General features: G+C 54.1%; 15 protein-coding genes. 6 read left to right on the top strand and 9 right to left on the bottom strand.

Annotated features, from left to right (window positions below):
* Positions 1-44: 44 nt before the first annotated feature.
* Together ACP9M6_RS12635 and ACP9M6_RS12630 are read right to left on the bottom strand one after the other, a co-directional pair.
* Positions 45-1127, bottom strand: a complete 1083-nt coding sequence (locus ACP9M6_RS12635) for an LptF/LptG family permease (protein ID WP_427451627.1) — start codon at positions 1125-1127, stop codon at positions 45-47.
* Complete coding sequence (locus ACP9M6_RS12630) at positions 1124-2323, bottom strand: LptF/LptG family permease (protein WP_427451625.1); 1200 nt, start codon at positions 2321-2323, stop codon at positions 1124-1126. The genes ACP9M6_RS12635 and ACP9M6_RS12630 overlap by 4 nt, the downstream gene beginning before the upstream one ends.
* 92 nt (positions 2324-2415) lie before the next feature.
* Between ACP9M6_RS12630 and ACP9M6_RS12625 the strand changes: the two genes are divergently transcribed.
* Genes ACP9M6_RS12625 through ACP9M6_RS12615 form a run of 3 tightly spaced genes read left to right on the top strand, consistent with a single transcriptional unit; the run spans position 2416 to position 5592 of the window.
* On the top strand, positions 2416-3870 hold the full coding sequence (locus ACP9M6_RS12625) for a leucyl aminopeptidase (protein ID WP_427451623.1): 1455 nt from the start codon (positions 2416-2418) through the stop codon (positions 3868-3870).
* Position 3871: 1 nt separating this feature from the next.
* Positions 3872-4318 carry a DNA polymerase III subunit chi gene (locus ACP9M6_RS12620; protein WP_427451622.1) on the top strand — a complete coding sequence of 149 codons (447 nt, stop codon included), beginning with the start codon at positions 3872-3874 and terminating at the stop codon, positions 4316-4318.
* Positions 4319-4320: 2 nt separating this feature from the next.
* Positions 4321-5592 (top strand): ATP-dependent DNA helicase, encoded by a 1272-nt coding sequence (locus tag ACP9M6_RS12615; RefSeq protein ID WP_427451620.1) that lies wholly within the window; start codon positions 4321-4323, stop codon positions 5590-5592.
* A 24-nt stretch (positions 5593-5616) separates the two neighbouring features.
* On the opposite strand, the gene ACP9M6_RS12610 is transcribed toward ACP9M6_RS12615, so the two are convergent.
* The 3 genes from ACP9M6_RS12610 to ACP9M6_RS12600 form a co-directional block, all read right to left on the bottom strand.
* On the bottom strand, positions 5617-6600 hold the full coding sequence (locus ACP9M6_RS12610) for an abortive infection family protein (protein ID WP_427451618.1): 984 nt from the start codon (positions 6598-6600) through the stop codon (positions 5617-5619).
* A gap of 127 nt (positions 6601-6727) precedes the next feature.
* Positions 6728-9103, bottom strand: a complete 2376-nt coding sequence (locus ACP9M6_RS12605; RefSeq protein ID WP_427451616.1) for a 3-hydroxyacyl-CoA dehydrogenase NAD-binding domain-containing protein — start codon at positions 9101-9103, stop codon at positions 6728-6730.
* 24 nt (positions 9104-9127) lie between these two features.
* A complete protein-coding gene (locus ACP9M6_RS12600) occupies positions 9128-10336 on the bottom strand; it encodes an acetyl-CoA C-acetyltransferase (RefSeq protein ID WP_427451614.1) in 1209 nt (402 codons plus the stop codon).
* 335 nt (positions 10337-10671) lie between these two features.
* On the opposite strand from ACP9M6_RS12600, the gene aspS reads away from it, so the two are divergent.
* The gene (gene aspS, locus ACP9M6_RS12595; protein ID WP_427451613.1) at positions 10672-12507 is read left to right on the top strand and encodes an aspartate--tRNA ligase; all 1836 of its coding nucleotides are present in this window, start codon (positions 10672-10674) and stop codon (positions 12505-12507) included.
* 187 nt (positions 12508-12694) lie between these two features.
* On the opposite strand, the gene ACP9M6_RS12590 is transcribed toward aspS, so the two are convergent.
* Together ACP9M6_RS12590 and ACP9M6_RS12585 are read right to left on the bottom strand one after the other, a co-directional pair.
* Positions 12695-13480 (bottom strand): pentapeptide repeat-containing protein, encoded by a 786-nt coding sequence (locus ACP9M6_RS12590; RefSeq protein ID WP_427451611.1) that lies wholly within the window; start codon positions 13478-13480, stop codon positions 12695-12697.
* A gap of 99 nt (positions 13481-13579) precedes the next feature.
* Entirely contained in the window at positions 13580-14521 is a 942-nt protein-coding gene (locus ACP9M6_RS12585; protein WP_427451609.1) for a 2-hydroxyacid dehydrogenase, read from the bottom strand.
* A gap of 134 nt (positions 14522-14655) precedes the next feature.
* Between ACP9M6_RS12585 and ACP9M6_RS12580 the strand changes: the two genes are divergently transcribed.
* Both ACP9M6_RS12580 and ACP9M6_RS12575 read left to right on the top strand, forming a co-directional pair.
* Complete coding sequence (locus ACP9M6_RS12580; protein WP_427451607.1) at positions 14656-15054, top strand: NADH:ubiquinone oxidoreductase subunit NDUFA12; 399 nt, start codon at positions 14656-14658, stop codon at positions 15052-15054.
* 3 nt (positions 15055-15057) lie between these two features.
* A complete protein-coding gene (locus ACP9M6_RS12575) occupies positions 15058-15465 on the top strand; it encodes a DUF2155 domain-containing protein (RefSeq protein ID WP_427451605.1) in 408 nt (135 codons plus the stop codon).
* Here ACP9M6_RS12575 and ACP9M6_RS12570 read toward each other — a convergent pair.
* Complete coding sequence (locus ACP9M6_RS12570) at positions 15440-15844, bottom strand: DoxX family membrane protein (protein WP_427451604.1); 405 nt, start codon at positions 15842-15844, stop codon at positions 15440-15442. The two genes, ACP9M6_RS12575 and ACP9M6_RS12570, sit on opposite strands and share 26 nt — an antisense overlap.
* Positions 15841-16458, bottom strand: a complete 618-nt coding sequence (locus ACP9M6_RS12565; RefSeq protein WP_427451603.1) for a hypothetical protein — start codon at positions 16456-16458, stop codon at positions 15841-15843. The genes ACP9M6_RS12570 and ACP9M6_RS12565 overlap by 4 nt, the downstream gene beginning before the upstream one ends.
* Between the last annotated feature and the right edge of the window lie 24 nt (positions 16459-16482).

The following is a 16482-nucleotide window of genomic DNA, read 5'->3' as shown; positions in this document are numbered from 1 at the left end:
GCTGATGCGAAGTGTATTAAACTACGGTCAGGTTTCAGTTGTAGCTATCCGTCCTCAATCCGGGCGAGATAGGTGATGCCGAGTAGCAGGACCAGCGCCGGAACGGCCCAAGCCGCTAAGGTGACGGGGAGAATCGCAACTTCGCCAAAAGCGCTCATGACACTATCGGCGAAGAAAACCGCAAATCCCATCACTGCACCCGTCACAAGCAACCGTAATGTCCCGCCCTGTCGTGTCAGCGACATGGACACACCCGCCGCAATAAATGTCATGGCAACGAGCAGGAACGGCAGCGCGAGCAATTTGTTAAGCTGGAGGTGGAGCGCCCGCGCGGAAAACCCGGCCTTTTTATTGGCCGCGATTTCGCTGCGGATTTTCCAGAAGGGTGGGTCGGACTTGCGACCCGTCTGCTCTGCTAATTCCTCCGGCCCAATAGCGGTCGGGAGTGTGATGGTTTCGAGTCTCTGCGTTTCCTCACCCGGCGCGTTCTCAATCACTTTGGTTAGAGTCCAATATCCTGGGGTGCGTAATTCGGCTTGGTCCGCATCATAGCGGCGGGCAAAGCTGGTCGTGCCGTCCGCTTCCACAGTCATTTCGTAGAAAGTTGCGCCGTCCAATCGTTTCCCGGCCAGTACTTTCGCCTGTATGATACGCTGCGCCGAATCTGATCCCTCGCGCAACCAAATTTCCTGTGCAGAGGCTCCGCCTGTAAGTTCGGTGGACCGCGTTTCATAGCGGCTCATAAGGTCTGATGCGACGGGGTTGCCAACCGTCGCCCAGAGGATGCCGAGTACAGCCGAGACAATCAGAGCCGGGCGTAGAAATCGCCAAGCTGAAAGACCGGAGGCGCGCATGACGATAAGTTCTGACCGTCGGTTCATACCAAAAAGTGCGCCCATGACGCCAAACAAAACGACGAAAGGGATCGTCTGTTCAATTAGTTTTGGTACTTTCAAAAATGTCAGGCCCAATAGATCGAATAAGCCGACATCCACATCCGCGCCGATATTCCGAGACCCCTCAACGAAATCGACCAGAGTGATGATCGCTGTGACAATCAGAAAGGCGAGACCAATCCCGCGCAGGGTTCGGCCCGCGATATATCTGGAAAGTGTCGCGCCGGTCATGAGAGTTTCACTTCAGGCGCATTCGTCATAGCCGTGTCGTAAGCGGCCCCTGCGCGCTTTTTTCCGAACCGAACGCGTCCCCGGTTCATAAGATAGGCGAGAAAGACGAGGATCACGATGATGGGTAGAATATATTGCGCAACGTTCAAGCCTGAATTCCCTTCGGCACTGGAGGCGAGTCCAAACCCGATTAACCGGATGCTAAACCCTGTCACGGCACAAATGGCAATTTTACGCCCATTGCCCAGTTTTGAATGTTGCCCGCGCAGCAGGAAGGCAAGAGTCAGCAGGACAAGGGCGAGATTATAGAGTGGTGACGCCAGTCGCGCGTGACCCTCCGCCGCCAGTTCCCGCCTTGTTTTCGGCGTGATGTAATCCCGGGGATCAGGGCGAAGGAGGTCGTGGAGAAACTTATCAGATGATTTGAGGCGCAGCACATTATCCAGCGCTACGACATCTGAAAGGTCCAGTTGATAGGTTTCAAACGCAACGACATCCAATCCGCCATCATCCAGAGGCGTTTGAACAGAGCCATTTACTAAGACCAGAGACGTAAAACTCGTGGAGCGCTGCAACCGCCCGGTCTTGGCCGTATGAGTCGTAATCGAGTTCGGGTCTCGCGCGTCGTGAATCATGACATCACGTAATTCACCGTCCGGCATAATTTCACGTGTGTAGACAGTCAGTTCGGGAGCAGGGGTCACGAACTCTCCGGCTTGTACCATCTGGCTGGCAATATCCGTGCGGACTTTCAGGATTTCCTTGCGCATCTGCTGAAAAGAGAGCGGCTGGACAAGCAGATTGATGATCAGGTGGAGAAGCAGAGCATAGACACCCAGCCGCAAGACGGGTGTACCAATTGACCAAGGGGAAACACCATTGGCTTTCGCAACAACGAGTTCGGAATCATTCGTCATCCTGTTCAGGGCATAAATCGCGGCCATAAAAACGGCGAGCGGTAGAATAATTCCAATGAGCTGCGGCAGAGCCAAGATCGTGATGTAGAAAAATGTTGTCGCGCTCTGGCGGTTCTCAACAATCAGGTCGAGCGTCTGTAAGGATTGCGTCAGTAATGCCAGCAATGCGAGTGCCGACAGGGACAAAATAGCGGGCAGAAAAGCCTGCGAAAAAATATAGCGTTGCAACACTGGCATGGCTGTGGCGTTTGGCGTCCCGGTGACAAAATGCGGTCCCACAGAATTTCTGTGCGCATTTCACGAATTCAGGGTCTTCTAATGCCCGTCTGCTTCCTTTACCAGTGCGGAAACTACTAGATTGAGGCGATTTCATGAAAGTCACATTTTCCAGTCCCGGCGCTGCAAATTCAGGCGCGGCCCTTGTTATTTCTGCCAGCGGGGAAGGACACGCCTATGACAGTGCAGCCCTTAGTGCGGCGGCCAAAGCGGCTGACTTTCACGGCAAAAAGGGTGATGGGTTTGAGACTTATGCGGTCACAGGCGGCGGCACAGTCAAGCTCTTCATGCGCGGTCGCGGGGATCAAGACCATTTCGATTACGAAATGGCCACCGCACGGGTTGCGAAATCCTTACGCGGAACGGGCGAGACGGAGCTGACAGTTCATTTGGACGGCACAGATGCCACACCTGTTGACGCGGCACGGGCGGCCCTTGGCGCGCGCCTAGCGGCCTATGTCTGGGAAAAGCACAAGTCGAAAGCCACGAAGGCGAAGAAGCCGCATCTGGGGTCGATCACAATCGTCTCTGACGACGCAGAAGCTTCGCAGGCGGCCTATGATAATTATTTCGGCCCTGTCGGTGACGGCGTCGTATTTGCCCGCGATCTCGTCAATGCGCCGCCCAATGAGATTTATCCGAAAGCCTATGCGGACCGGATTGAGACACTCTCCGAATTTGGCATTGAGGTGGAAGTTCTCGGCGAAAAGAAAATGGAAAAGCTGGGCATGCATTCTCTCTTGGGTGTCGGTCTCGGCTCTGAGCGGGAAAGCCAGCTCGTCATCATGAAATATATGGGCGGTGAAAAAGGCGAGGCCCCAACCGCGCTCGTCGGCAAAGGCGTCACATTTGATACGGGCGGCATCAGCCTCAAACCCGGCGCGAATATGTGGGACATGAAGGGCGATATGGGCGGGTCCGCCGCCGTTGTCGGTGCGATGATTGGTCTCGCGAAACGCAAAGCCAAAGCGAACGTTGTTGGGCTTGTTGGTCTCGTTGAGAATATGCCTGACGGCAAAGCGCAACTGCCCGGTGATATCGTCGTGTCCATGTCCGGTCAGACAATTGAAGTTCAGAATACGGATGCGGAAGGCCGCCTCGTGCTCGCGGACGCGCTCCACTACGCACAGGAAGAATATAAGCCGAAAGCGATGGTCAATCTTGCGACCCTAACCGGCGCGATTATCGTGTCTCTCGGTCATGAATATGCGGGCGTGTTCTCGCGCAATGACGAAATTGCAAAAGAACTCGTCGCCGCAGGGGAAACATCGACGGATCTGACATGGCGCCTGCCCATGGCCGACGCCTATGACAAGATGCTCAACAGCCCGAATGCGGATATGAAAAATATTGGCGGGCGTGCTGCGGGGTCCATCACGGCGGCACAATTCCTCGGTCGTTTTGTCAAAAAAGACCTGCCTTGGGCGCATATCGATATTGCCGGAACGGGTATGAAAAACGGCTCCAAAGATCCGCGCGAACCCACATTTGGGACAGGCTTTGGCGTGCGTCTGCTTAATCGTTGGATTGCGGATAATTACGAAGGCTAACGTGGCCGATTATTGGTTCTACCATCTCGAAGCTTCGACGCTGGAAGGTGTCTTGCCGGGCTTGCTTGAGAAGACATTGGAAAAGGGCTGGCGGGCGCTTGTGAAAATGCCCGCAGAGAAACTCGCCCAGATGGATGAGTTTCTCTGGACCTTTCGCGATGATGCTTTTCTGCCCCATGGCCGGGATGACGAACCGATGGAGTCATTGCAGCCCATTCTCCTGAGTGCCGGGAAGGACAGCGCCGAGGGCTTTGATGCTGTCTTTCTGATCGACGGGGCGTCAGTTACGGATATGGCCGGGGCCAGCCGCGCCATGGTCATGATTAACGGCCGTTCGCAAGAGGATATTCAGCGCGAGCGGGGCCGATGGAAAACCCTAAAGGATGCGGGTGAAAGCCTTGCCTATTACCAACAGGATGAACGTGGACGTTGGACGAAAAAGGCTTAAGCGTGATTTCCAATCAATTCCCTGAAAATTATGCGGATGATCCCACCATCGCGCATATTCTCGAGCAACTGACGTCCTCCGACACATCGCCCATCCTCGTGACGGGGGAGGCGGGGACCGGTAAGTCGACTTTGGTCAATTACATCAAACGTGTTTGCGATTTTCCGAATACGGTCGTTTTGGCCCCGACGGGTGTCGCGGCGTTGAATGTCGGCGGGCAGACCATCCATTCCTTTTTTCGCTTTCCGTTTAAAATCATCGACGCTGCCGCGCTGGCGGATCAAAAAAAGAACCGTCTTTGGAAAAAGGTCGAGCTCGTCATCATTGACGAAGTCTCCATGCTCCGCGCGGATATTCTCGATGGCATAGATTTAACACTGCGGAAAGCGCGGGATCCGTCCCAACCTTTTGGCGGTGTGCGCCTGCTTCTGGTCGGGGATTTCTACCAACTCCCGCCCGTCATCCCGCAGGCCGAACATCAGGTCCTCGCGCAGCGCGGCTATTCCGGCCCCTATGCCTATAATTCGAATGTACTGGAAAATTACCTGCCTGTGCATTTTGAACTCAACACGGTCTACCGCCAGCGTAATGCGGAATTTGTACGACTGCTCTCCAACCTGCGCGTTGCCCGCCATGTCGAGGAAACGGTACAGGCGATTAATGACGCCTGCGTCCGTCCCCATCGCGACGATCACACGCCCGTCCTGCTGACCTCGACCAATGCGATTGCGGAACGTTATAATCGGCGGGGATTGCAAGACCTGACGAGCGAAACGGTCGAATATGAGTGCGAGACCAAGGGCCGGTTCAGCGCCAACCGTCTGCCCGCGCCCGAAAAACTCGCCTTGAAAAAAGGCGCGCGGGTCATGGCCGTCCGCAATGATCCGCTGAAACGCTGGGTCAACGGTTCGCTCGGCACGGTCGTCGACCTCTCGGCGGAAGAGGTTTTCGTTAGGTTTGATGGCAATCCCTCAACCCGAAAAATCGAACCCGAAAAATGGGATATGATTAATTACAAATGGGACGAAGCTGCGCAGAAAATGGTCGAAACCACAACGGCCAGTTTCCAGCAGATGCCGCTAATACTCGCCTGGGCGGTGACGATCCACAAAGCGCAGGGTTTGACGCTGGACGATGTGCGGATTGATTTGGGACGCGGGGCTTTTGCCATGGGGCAGGCTTATGTGGCACTGTCGCGAGCGAGAACGTTGGCGGGTTTATCGCTGACGGTTCCGTTGCGGGTGGGGGATGTGCAGGTTGGGATGCGGGGGTAACGCGCGTTGTATTTATGCAATAAACTATGGAACTTCAGTCTTGAAAAATTGAGTAATACTTGACTTATTTTTGTCTGAAAATACTCCGTACGAATATCGCTCTGGATCGCTAATGTCGAGAACGACTATGATCTCTTTTTCTGAGTCCTGTAATGCTTCAATGAATTGATCAGTTTCTAGGAAAAAACAGAAATCTGAACCATTCTCGACGAGGCGGTGGAGACCATTAACGTTGTCAAAATTAGAATGGTTATAATCATAGCCATCAGCCCAAACACAAAGATTTGAAGAACCCTCATCGAGTTTTTTTCTAATAATACCTGACTGATCAATTGCTGGTATACCGTTGCTCATCAAATATAAGCCTACGTCGCCAACAAGCCATAACCCTTCCCGTGCATCGCTTCCACAATACGTGCGATGTTTTGGAGCGTTACGTGTATGATCAATTAGTCGCCATACTGTCGCTTGATCAAATTTTAAGACAAGGTTTCCGTCAGGAGTGACCCTCTCTTTTTCGACTAGATAAGTTTCAAAACAAGACAGTATATACATACAAGCTGAACCAGCTAAATTTACAGCTAATTGTGCTTCAGAAAGAGCAGTCGAGTATTCTGCAGTGTTTTCATGGCCAAAATGTGCATCGCCAGTTAAATTTCTCATTTCATTGATGGACTGGATAATTGTTGAAACACCTCCAAAATACTTTTTCGCTCCCTTTCCAGTCTGCTTGTTAACAGCAATCCCTAACTTCAACGCTGTATTGTAGTACAATACGGGCATGTCATCGCTCTTGCCGTAAGGCTCTTCAAAGTGATCAAGTATTAATTTACAGGTTCCTTCAATGAGTGTTTTCGCTGCAGTGATTGCGCCTTGAGGCTGAAGGTCAACTCTGTCGACCGCCGTATTCCATGTTTTCAATAGAGACTTATAATTTGGTCTTGCTAAGACATTGAATAATCTATCAGCGGGAAAAAATTTGTGAGTTTCGTCGTTACTGTCGGCCATTATGAACTGCTATAACACATGGATAAGTCGTTCAATGACCATCAATTTTTCAATAGTAAATTCTCGAATGCAAAATAAAAAAACCCCGCACTAGGCGGGGTCATAAAGTCTCAAATTTAGCTTTGGCTTAAGCCGCCCGCTTCCCCGCCTGAGCCGTCAAAATCTTACTCACCGTATCGGCTTTCAAATCATCGACGCTGGCCGCAATGCCCATCGCATTTGCGATCTTCACGACTTCGACTTCCAGCATGCGGTTTAGGCCGCTGCGCGTGTAGACGCGTTTGGAGGACGGTGTGCTGTCGGCATAGAAGGTTTGGCCCTTCTTGGCCATGTCGCGCACCATTTGCGGCGGGGTGAACCGCGCGCCGTGGCGTTGGGCGAGCATGTCCGCTGTTGCAACATAGGCGTCGAGGCCGATTGTATCGATATAGGAGAGCGGTCCACCCGTGTAAGGCGGGAAGCCCAATCCGAAGATTGCGCCGAGGTCTGCGCTTTGTGGGTCCGGCACGACACCTTCTGCAAATGTGCGAGCCGATGGCGCGACGAGGGAGTATAGCAGACGCTGCGAGACTTCTTCCGGCGAAGGTTGCTCTTCGGCTAGCGGGTAATGCTCCGTCATGCCTTCCCAGAGGTTCAGACGTTTGCCGTCCTTGTCATAATTGTAGAAACCAGCGCCGAGACGACGACCGCCGCGGTCCCATTTCGTGACCATATTCTCGATGAACTCTTCCGCACCTGTTGGAACATATTTGTCGCCCATTTCTTCCTGGGTCGATTTCATGATGTCATAGCCCAGCTTCAGCGTTGTATCATCCGAGACGGCGAGCGGGCCAATGGGCAGGCCGAGATTGGCCGCGCAATTCTCGATCAAGGCCATGCTGACACCTTCTGTGACCATCAGAGCGGCTTCATTGATGTAAGGCGGGAAAACCTGGTTCGTGAAGAAACCACGCACGTCCTTGACGACAATCGGTGTCTTGCGGATTTTCTTGTTGTAATCCATCGCAACGGCAAGGGCGAGATCGCCTGTGCCGTCATGCGGGATGATTTCCAGCAATGGCATTTTGTCGACGGGCGAGAAGAAATGCATGCCGATATATTGTTCCGGACGCGAGGAATGTTTCGCCAATCCACCAATCGGAAGTGTTGATGTGTTCGTCGCAAAGATGACGTCTTTGCCGATGACGGCTTCTGTCTTCTTGATCACGTCTGCTTTCACATCGGGACGCTCAAACACGGCCTCGATGATGAGGTCGACATCTTTCAGCATGTCATAATTATCCGTCGGCGTGATGCGTGCGAGGAAAGCGTCGGCTTTTTCTTGCGTCATGCGACCGCGTTTGACTTTCTTGTCGAGGATTTTCTGCGAATAGGCGATGGCCTTCTGCGCTTCTTCCATATTCCGGTCGAGGGAGATGACCTCCATGCCCGCTTTGGCCGTGACATGCGCGATACCCGCACCCATCAGGCCACAGCCCAAGACGCCGACTTTTTTGATATCTTGCTGCGGAATACCTTCGGGACGACCCGCACCTTTTTCAGCCGCGTTCTTGTTGAGGAAGAGTGTGCGGATCATGTTCTTCGATGTCGGACCCGACATCAGTTTCATGATATATTTGACTTCAATGGCCAGCGCTGTGTCGATGGGGACGATGGAGCCCTCATAGAGGCAGGACAAGATCGCTTCGACGGCGGGGTAGTTCCGCTTGGTCTGTTGCAGTGCCATTGCGCCGGACGCCATGAAAAACTGCACCGATTTCGGGTTCATGGCACCGCCACCCCCCGGAATTTTGAAACCTTTGACATCCCATGGCGCGAGCACGCCCTTGGCGTTTTCCTTGACCCAGGCTTTGGCGGCTTCGACCGTTTTGCCGGGTTCGACCACTTCGTGGACGAGACCTTGCGCTTTGGCTTTATTTGGATCGAGCGGTTTGCCCTGTGTGCAGAGCATAGCTGACGCTTGCAGACCCATCAGACGCATGGAGCGCTGAGTCCCACCCGCACCGGGGAGGAGGCCGACCATGACTTCCGGCAGGCCGAGTTTAATTTTTGGATTGTCGGCGACAACGCGGTGATGCGTCGCGAGGCAGACTTCCAGACCACCGCCGAGGGCGAGGCCTTCAATGGCCGCGGCGCAAGGCTTGGCTTTCTTGCCTTCGCGTTGCATCTGACGCACCGTGTGGCCGCCATTCTCCATCTTCCGGAAAGCGCGTTGCAGGACCATCGCATCTTCGAAATCCTGCTTCGTGATCTCGCCATCCGTCAGGGAGGAATTCTTGCTCATCATTTCCAAGTCGGCCCCCGCGAGGAACGCGTTGGATTTGCCGGAGGTGATGACGAGGCCCTTCATATCCTCATTGGAATTGAAATCGTCGATGAATGTATCGAACTCGGATATAAATTCCGGCGTCCAGACGTTCATCGTCTGATTGGGAACATCGACGGTGAGGAGGACAATTCCGTCCGCATCTGTATCTAGTGTGAAATTATTATATTTTGCCATTGTCTTGTTCTCTTTTTCTCAGGCTTAAACGCGTTCGATGATTGTAGCTGTGCCCATACCGCCGCCAATGCAGAGCGTGACGAGGGAGGTTTCCTTATCCGCGCGTTCCAACTCGTCCACCATCGTGCCGAGGATCATAGCGCCTGTCGCGCCGAGGGGATGACCCATCGCAATCGCGCCGCCATTCACGTTGATATCGGAGTGGTCGATGTCGAGCGCCTGCATGAAGCGCAGGACGACCGCCGCGAATGCCTCATTAAGCTCATAAATGTCAATATCATTGACGTTCATGCCCGCGCGTTTCAGCGCTTTCTGTGCCGCAAATTCAGGCCCGGTCAGCATGATTGTCGGCTCTGACCCAATAGAGGCCATGGAGCGAATGCGAGCGCGAGGCTTAAGGCCTAACCGCTCGCCCGTTTCCTTGTTCCCGATGAGAAGCGCAGCGGCTCCGTCCACGATGCCGGAGGAGTTGCCCGCATGATGGACGTGTTTGATCTTTTCGACTTCCGGATAACGTTGGTTCGCAACATTATCGAAACCAAAGTTTTCACCCATCATTTTAAAGGATGGATTCAGTGCGCCCAGCGACTGCATATTTGTCTCAGGACGGATTGTTTCGTCATGATCAAGGATTGTCATGCCGAGAATGTCTTTCACGGGAACGATGGATTTGGCAAAGCGGCCTTCATCCCAAGCGCGTTTCGCACGTTTGTGGGACTCAACCGCATAGGCATCAACATCATCGCGGGAGAAACCGTGCTTCGTCGCGATCAGGTCAGCAGACACACCCTGCGGCACGAAATAATTCGCAATCGCGACAGCTGGGTCGGTTGCCATCGCGCCGCCATCTGATCCCATCGGTACGCGGGACATATGCTCGACACCGCCGCCAATGGCGAGGTCGCATTCTCCCGCCATAACTTTTGCTGCCGCAATGTTGGAGGCTTCGAGACCGGAGCCACAGAACCGGTTGACTTGAATGCCAGACGTTGTTTGCGCGTAACCCGCTTGCAAAATAGCGGAGCGCGTGATGACCGCGCCTTGCTCGCCCACTGGGGAAACGCAGCCCATCGCCACATCTTCGATTTCCGCAGAATCGATCCCGTTGCGATCCCGTACAGCTTCGAGGACTTGCGCCGCGAGGTTGACCGGAGTCACCTCATGCAAGCTACCGTCGGATTTTCCTTTGCCGCGCGGTGTGCGCACGGCGTCATAAATATAGGCTTCGGTCATGGTGTTTCCTCTTGCGATGGTCGCCGACTTGTTTGCGTTGGCTTAAATACGTTTTCTGCGGGCAGGGGCAGGCAAAAGGCCGAACACCCTGTATTCAGATATAGGGTGCAGTTAACGTTCACGTTAACGTAACGCAAGGGCCGATGCGTCAATTTGGTGTGATTGAAACCAATAAATTGTCGAGGATTATATATATGGGCCGGTGAGACTGCCGCCCATAAACCTTGACACTCCGCACCCATCGTCTATCTCGCGCGACACGTTAACCCGATGGCTGCGGACCGTTTCTCCGCCGGCATCCCAAGGGCCCTGATAGACGGGCCAGGAGTCATAAAATGCACGCTTTCCGTTCCCACACTTGCGGTGAACTCCGCGCTTCCGACGTTGGATCAACCGCCAAACTCTCCGGCTGGGTCCACCGCAAACGCGAACATGCCAATGCGCTGTTCATCGATTTGCGCGACCATTACGGCATTTCCCAAGTTGTCGTTTATCCGAATGAAGAGTTTTACGAGACGGCGAAGCGTTGCCCGTCCGAATCCGTTATTACTGTAACGGGTGAAGTCCTTGCTCGCGATGCAGAAGCCGTAAATGCCGAACTCGCCACGGGTGAAGTTGAGTTACGCGCCCAAACATTCCTGATCGAGAGCCAAGCCGACCCGTTGCCGTTGCCCGTCTTTGGCGAGCAGGACTATCCTGAGGAAATCCGCCTCAAGCATCGCTATCTCGACCTACGGCGTGAGACCTTGCACAACAACATCATCCTGCGTGGACAGGTCATCAACTCCCTGCGTAGCCGTATGATCGCGCAAGGCTTTACCGAATTTCAAACACCAATCCTGACGGCGTCATCGCCAGAAGGCGCGCGGGACTTCCTCGTACCGTCCCGCCTGAACCCGGGTAAGTTTTACGCCCTCCCGCAAGCGCCGCAGCAGTTCAAACAGCTGCTCATGGTCGCGGGCTTTGACCGTTATTTCCAAATCGCGCCGTGTTTCCGCGATGAAGATGCGCGCGCCGACCGCTCCCCGGGTGAGTTCTACCAGCTCGATGTCGAGATGAGCTTCGTGACGCAAGAAGATGTCTTCCAGGCGATCGAACCCGTCATGGCGGGCGTGTTTGAAGAATTTGCCGATGGCCGTAAAGTCCAGACGCCATTCCCACGCATCCCGTACAAGGAATCGATGGAAAAATATGGCTCCGACAAACCGGACCTGCGTATTCCGTTTGAGCTCACAGACGTCTCCGAATTCTTCCTCGATGAGAGCAAGACGGGTTTTGGTATCTTTGCGAAAATTACAAAGGGCGGCGGTAAGGTTATCGCCATTCCCGCACCGGGCGCGACGGACAGCCAGTCCCGTAAATTCTTCGACTCCATGGATAAATGGGCGAAGAAAGAAATGCAGGCCCCCGGTCTCGGCTATGCGCGTTTGCGCGAGGAAGACGGTGCCGTTGTTTCGCAAGACCCTGCGCTCAAGAATTTTGAGCCGAAATTGCTCGCCGCGCTTCTCGACAAGATGGGCTTGAAAGCTGGCGACGGTGTGTTCTTCTCGGCGGGTAAAAAATCCGCAGCTTACAAACTTGCAGGTGCTGCGCGTAATAAAGTCGCCGCAGACCTCGGTCTAATCGACGAAGACGCCGGGTTTAAATTCTGCTGGGTCGTGGATTACCCGATGTATGAGTGGGACGAAGATAATAAGAAAGTCGATTTCTCGCATAACCCATTCTCGATGCCGCAAGCCCCCGAGGGCAAAACGGCTATGGACGTGTTATTGGAAGCGGATACGGATGAGAAGAAACTCGACATCCTCGCCTATCAATATGACATCGTCTGTAACGGGATTGAGCTGTCTTCCGGCGCAATCCGGAACCACAAAGCCGACGTCATGTATAAAGCCTTTGAAATCGCGGGTTACGGCCCTGAAGTCGTGGACGATAAGTTCGCGGGCATGATCAATGCGTTCAAATTCGGCGCACCTCCGCATGGTGGGATCGCACCGGGTGTGGACCGCATGGTCATGCTCCTCGCGGGCACGGACACCATCCGCGACGTCATCCTCTTTCCGATGAACGGCAATGCACAAGACCTGATGATGAACGCCCCAGCGGAAGTTGATCAATCTGCGTTGAAGGAATTGAACATCAAGACGGTCGCGCCTGCGCCGAAAGATTAGATAAGATTTATCTTTTTTGGGTTCCCGGGCTTTACCCGGGATCCATGCGAGGGCTTTACGTTTATCTTGATGCTTGATGGGGACATCGATGTTACGGTTACAACCTAATAATTTAATTCAATTTTGAGAGTTTATGCGAATGGGTCCCGCCCCCAATCAAGTTGAGGGTAAAGTAGCCCGGGAATATCTACCGTTCCAGTGCCATCTTACTCTGCACCAAATCACTATGAATACGCTGCAACCGTGTCCGCAGCACCCGGTCATTTGCGCCAGTCGCTGCGAGTAAATTCTCAACATCGCTAATCGCGCGGTCGATCCGCCGTGCGGCGATGTCCAATTCCGCGCTCATTCCGCTATGGTCATGCTCTGCGGTTTCGCTTTTCGCGCCTTCGCAATAGGGGACGGACATGCCGACGGGCAAACGCGTTCGCATGTCGCCGCAAGCCGTGTCCAACTGTGCCTGTTTCAAACCCTGTGAGGTGAAGAGGTCCGCACCCGACAAATCTGCACCATCAAGAACGGCATCGGATAATATCGTTTGGTCAAACCTCGCGCCCTTAAAATCTGTATTCGTAAAAACCGCACGGGAAAGATCGGCGCGGCTGAAATTGGCCTCTGCGAATTTCGCATCCGGGAGGTTGGCTTCGGTCAATGTCGCATCTTCTAAAATCGCGCGGGGCATTTTCACGCCTGCGCCTTGGACGCGGTACATCAGGGCACTGCGGAAATGCGCGCCGGACAGGTCGGAGTTATCAAGCCGCCCGCCGGACAAATTAGAATTATTGAACGAACTGCCCGCCATATTGGCATTGTTCAGGTGAACGCCGTTCATGGACTTGTTGGACAGGTCGCAGCCTGCGCAGGACCCGCTGCTCATCTGGATGCGGGCATCCACGCGAATCTGCGCAGTGGCCGGTGTGGCGAGAAAGGCCAGCGGTAAACTGCAAAGAAGGATTTGTCTGAGCTTTGTCATCGACATGTTTTACCGCTTGCAAGTCGCGTACCCCAATTAAAATAGCTGTAACCTTTCGATTCAATGCAGTTGTGTGACCGCGAAGCCACAATACGGGGCTCAATATCCGCGCTTTGGCGAAACCACATCCGGCATTTCATCCGTGTCCAGAAAGGCGCGGATATTTGCTGCGGCAATCGGCGCAGCGGTTTCGGGGCGTGTAGTGGCTGCGACATGGGGTGTGACCGTGACATTGGGATGCTGCCAGAAAGGATGAGCCAAGGGCAGAGGCTCTTCGCGGAAGACATCCAGCACGGCGTGACCCACCCCTCCGCCATCCAGTGCCGAGAGGAGGGCGGCATCATCAATTAGCCCGCCACGCGCGACATTGATGAGACTGGCCCCCTGTTTCATTTTCGACAGAAAAGATGCATCGACCAGATTTTCGGTCGCGTCCGTCAGGGGCAGGAGCAGCACCACCATATCCGCGTGGGAGAGAAGGCGGGTCAATCCATCCTCGCCGGATAGACACGTCACGTCCGCAATGTCTTTTTGCGAACGTGCCCAACCCCAGACCTCAAACCCATTCATGGCGAGTTGCTTTGCCGTGACTGTTCCGATTTCACCCAGTCCCAATACACCAATGGTACGGCTTTCCGGCAGTGGCACAGTGTGTTGAACCCATTCTGCATGGGCTTGCTGTTTTGTATATGTCGGGAAATCACGATGCAGGGTGAGCGCAGCGGTTGACACATATTCCGACAGGGTCCGCGCCATATCCGGATCAACCATTCGCGTCAGGCCGATATTCCGCGCAGCGCATTGGTCGACAATGCCGTTTACGCCCGCCCAAAGATTTTGCGCCCAGACGAGGTTTGGAAGGGCGTCCAAATCGTCAGACTTCGCATCGCCCAATACGGCAAGTGTCGCCGTGGCCTTTTCCCTTTCAGATAGGTTGCGCAGAGGACGCAGCGTCAACTCGGGTGCGGCCAATGTAAAAGCGTCAATCCAGACGGCCTCGCGCGCTTGCGAGAGTTGGTGGAGAAATGGAATAAGGGTCATGTTGGGCTCTTAAAAAATCGGTTGCGCTTCGTATACTCTGACAGTTCCGGCCATAATGCACCCACATTCGCGCTTTACCGAGGGGAGTGCGGGGCTTACTACGCCCTTAGATATTTTGCTTCCGGAGTCGGGTTTTGGCCTTTTTCAAACGTCTATTCACATGGTGGAACGGATCCACACTCGGTACGCAGCTGCAAATCCGCACCAAAGCCGTGAAGGTCGGTGAGGATGAGTATGGCAACCAGTATTTCGAGAGCACAAAGCTGGCCTATGACGGGCGGACCCGTCGCTATGTGACCTATTCGAATTATGCCGAAGCGTCGAAAGTCCCACCCGTCTGGAGTGGCTGGTTGCACCACACTTATGACGAACTCCCCGAAGATATCGATATCAAAGTGCATGGTTGGCAGGAAAGCCACATCCCGAATCTGACCGGAACGCCGCTGGCCTATAAGCCCAAGGGCAGTCTGGATCGCGGCGGTGTTCGCGATAAAGTTGCGGCGGATTATGAAGCCTGGACACCGGGCGATTAGATCATGCGCGTCGCTCTCGCTATTTCCCTAACCCTTATGTCCGGCGTTGCCGCGCAAGCTGCCAATATCAAAGGCACGGCGGTCGTCCTCCGCGCGCTTGATAAAGTCACGGCGACCACGGAAGATTTCACGGTCGAGATTGGCGACAGTCTCAGATATGGCAGCCTGACCGTTGACGCTGTGCATTGCGAAAAACGCCCACCCGAAGAATTACCCGAAACCTTCGCCTTCCTGAAAATCCACGAGGCGAAACTTGACGGCAAGGGCGATCAGTCCGAACCGGAAACTGTCTTCTCCGGTTGGATGTTCGCGACTCGCCCTGCGCTCTCCGCACTGGATCACGGGGTCTATGATGTCTGGGTCATCGGTTGCAAAACGCCGGAGATTAAGCTGCCGGACTTTGATCAGTAAGGCTTTGCGCTTTTAATCCTGCGAAAGTTATCAGCGCTCCCGCAATCACCAGATTTTTAAAAAACAGGCTCAGTTCCAGCGTTCGCATGGGGTCTTCCAATTCCCAGAATTTGTGAAAAACAGCATTGGTTGCCAAGGTAAAGAGGGCCAGCGCGATACAAGTCGCGATGAAGATCTGTCGCCCCTTCCCGAGAAGCAGGATAAGCCCACCGCCAAATTCCAGCGCGATGACGAGGGGGAGGAGCCCTCCGGAAAGACCCGCGCCCTCCATCTGCGAGATGGTGCTGCTATAAGACGTGAGTTTGTTCACCCCCGCCAGAACGAAGAAAAGCCCCGTCACGAACCGACCGGTCGCGACGGAGAGTTGGGGGAGGTTCATTCTTGTTCTGCCGCATATGTTTCATTGGCGAGTGCCACGACGCGTTCCGTCGCGCCGTCTAGGAAGGGCGCAATATCGGATTTCACAAATCGGGCGACGAAGGGCCGTTTGAATCCCGCATCCGGTTTCAGGGAGTAGCTCCATTGCAGGCGTGTCTGTTCGTCTCCTACGACCGTGTACCTTTGTGTGCCGAGGATGTAATCGACATTTTGTCCGGCACCGGACGTTATATTCCAGATCTGATACTGGAAAATCTCCGGGGTATTTTTGACAACCCGCTCTAACACGAAATGACCATCTGCGGTTTTGACGCGGCGGACCGCCCCGACTTTCGGCCAATTATCATCAAGGTAGACGGTCTCGACCGGTTTCTTGATATTTTCCGTCTCCTCCATCGCATTGACGAAATGTGTATCCGACTCCAACCAAGTGCGCAGCCAATCTCTTGGCGTTTCAAAGACAACGTCAACTTCATGGGTGGCGTAACCCTTATTCGTTATGTCCGGATAGGACGCGACATCAGCGGGTGGAACGGCAGGTGGCTCAACCGTTCCGCAGGCGGCCAAGGACAGGGCCGCAACGAGAATAAACGATTTTTGAAGGACTTTACGCATGGGGCATAGCTCTCTAGAGTTAAT

It is taken from the genome of Litorimonas sp. WD9-15 (assembly GCF_050271975.1).
GTDB lineage: Bacteria > Pseudomonadota > Alphaproteobacteria > Caulobacterales > Maricaulaceae > Litorimonas.
The sequence above is the reverse complement of the archived record's forward strand: the minus strand, read 5'-3'. Positions and strand labels throughout refer to the sequence as shown.

Excerpts from the sequence above, each read along its gene's own strand:
- ACP9M6_RS12570 (WP_427451604.1), bottom strand. The coding sequence starts at position 15,844 with ATGAACCTCCCCCAACTCTCCGTCGCGACCGGTCGGTTCGTGACGGGG.
- ACP9M6_RS12575 (WP_427451605.1), top strand. The coding sequence starts at position 15,058 with ATGCGCGTCGCTCTCGCTATTTCCCTAACCCTTATGTCCGGCGTTGCC.
- ACP9M6_RS12590 (WP_427451611.1), bottom strand. The coding sequence starts at position 13,480 with ATGACAAAGCTCAGACAAATCCTTCTTTGCAGTTTACCGCTGGCCTTT.
- aspS (WP_427451613.1), top strand. The coding sequence starts at position 10,672 with ATGCACGCTTTCCGTTCCCACACTTGCGGTGAACTCCGCGCTTCCGAC.
- ACP9M6_RS12610 (WP_427451618.1), bottom strand. The coding sequence starts at position 6,600 with ATGGCCGACAGTAACGACGAAACTCACAAATTTTTTCCCGCTGATAGA.
- ACP9M6_RS12565 (WP_427451603.1), bottom strand. The coding sequence starts at position 16,458 with ATGCGTAAAGTCCTTCAAAAATCGTTTATTCTCGTTGCGGCCCTGTCC.
- ACP9M6_RS12625 (WP_427451623.1), top strand. The coding sequence starts at position 2,416 with ATGAAAGTCACATTTTCCAGTCCCGGCGCTGCAAATTCAGGCGCGGCC.
- ACP9M6_RS12635 (WP_427451627.1), bottom strand. The coding sequence starts at position 1,127 with ATGACCGGCGCGACACTTTCCAGATATATCGCGGGCCGAACCCTGCGC.
- ACP9M6_RS12600 (WP_427451614.1), bottom strand. The coding sequence starts at position 10,336 with ATGACCGAAGCCTATATTTATGACGCCGTGCGCACACCGCGCGGCAAA.
- ACP9M6_RS12585 (WP_427451609.1), bottom strand. The coding sequence starts at position 14,521 with ATGACCCTTATTCCATTTCTCCACCAACTCTCGCAAGCGCGCGAGGCC.
- ACP9M6_RS12605 (WP_427451616.1), bottom strand. The coding sequence starts at position 9,103 with ATGGCAAAATATAATAATTTCACACTAGATACAGATGCGGACGGAATT.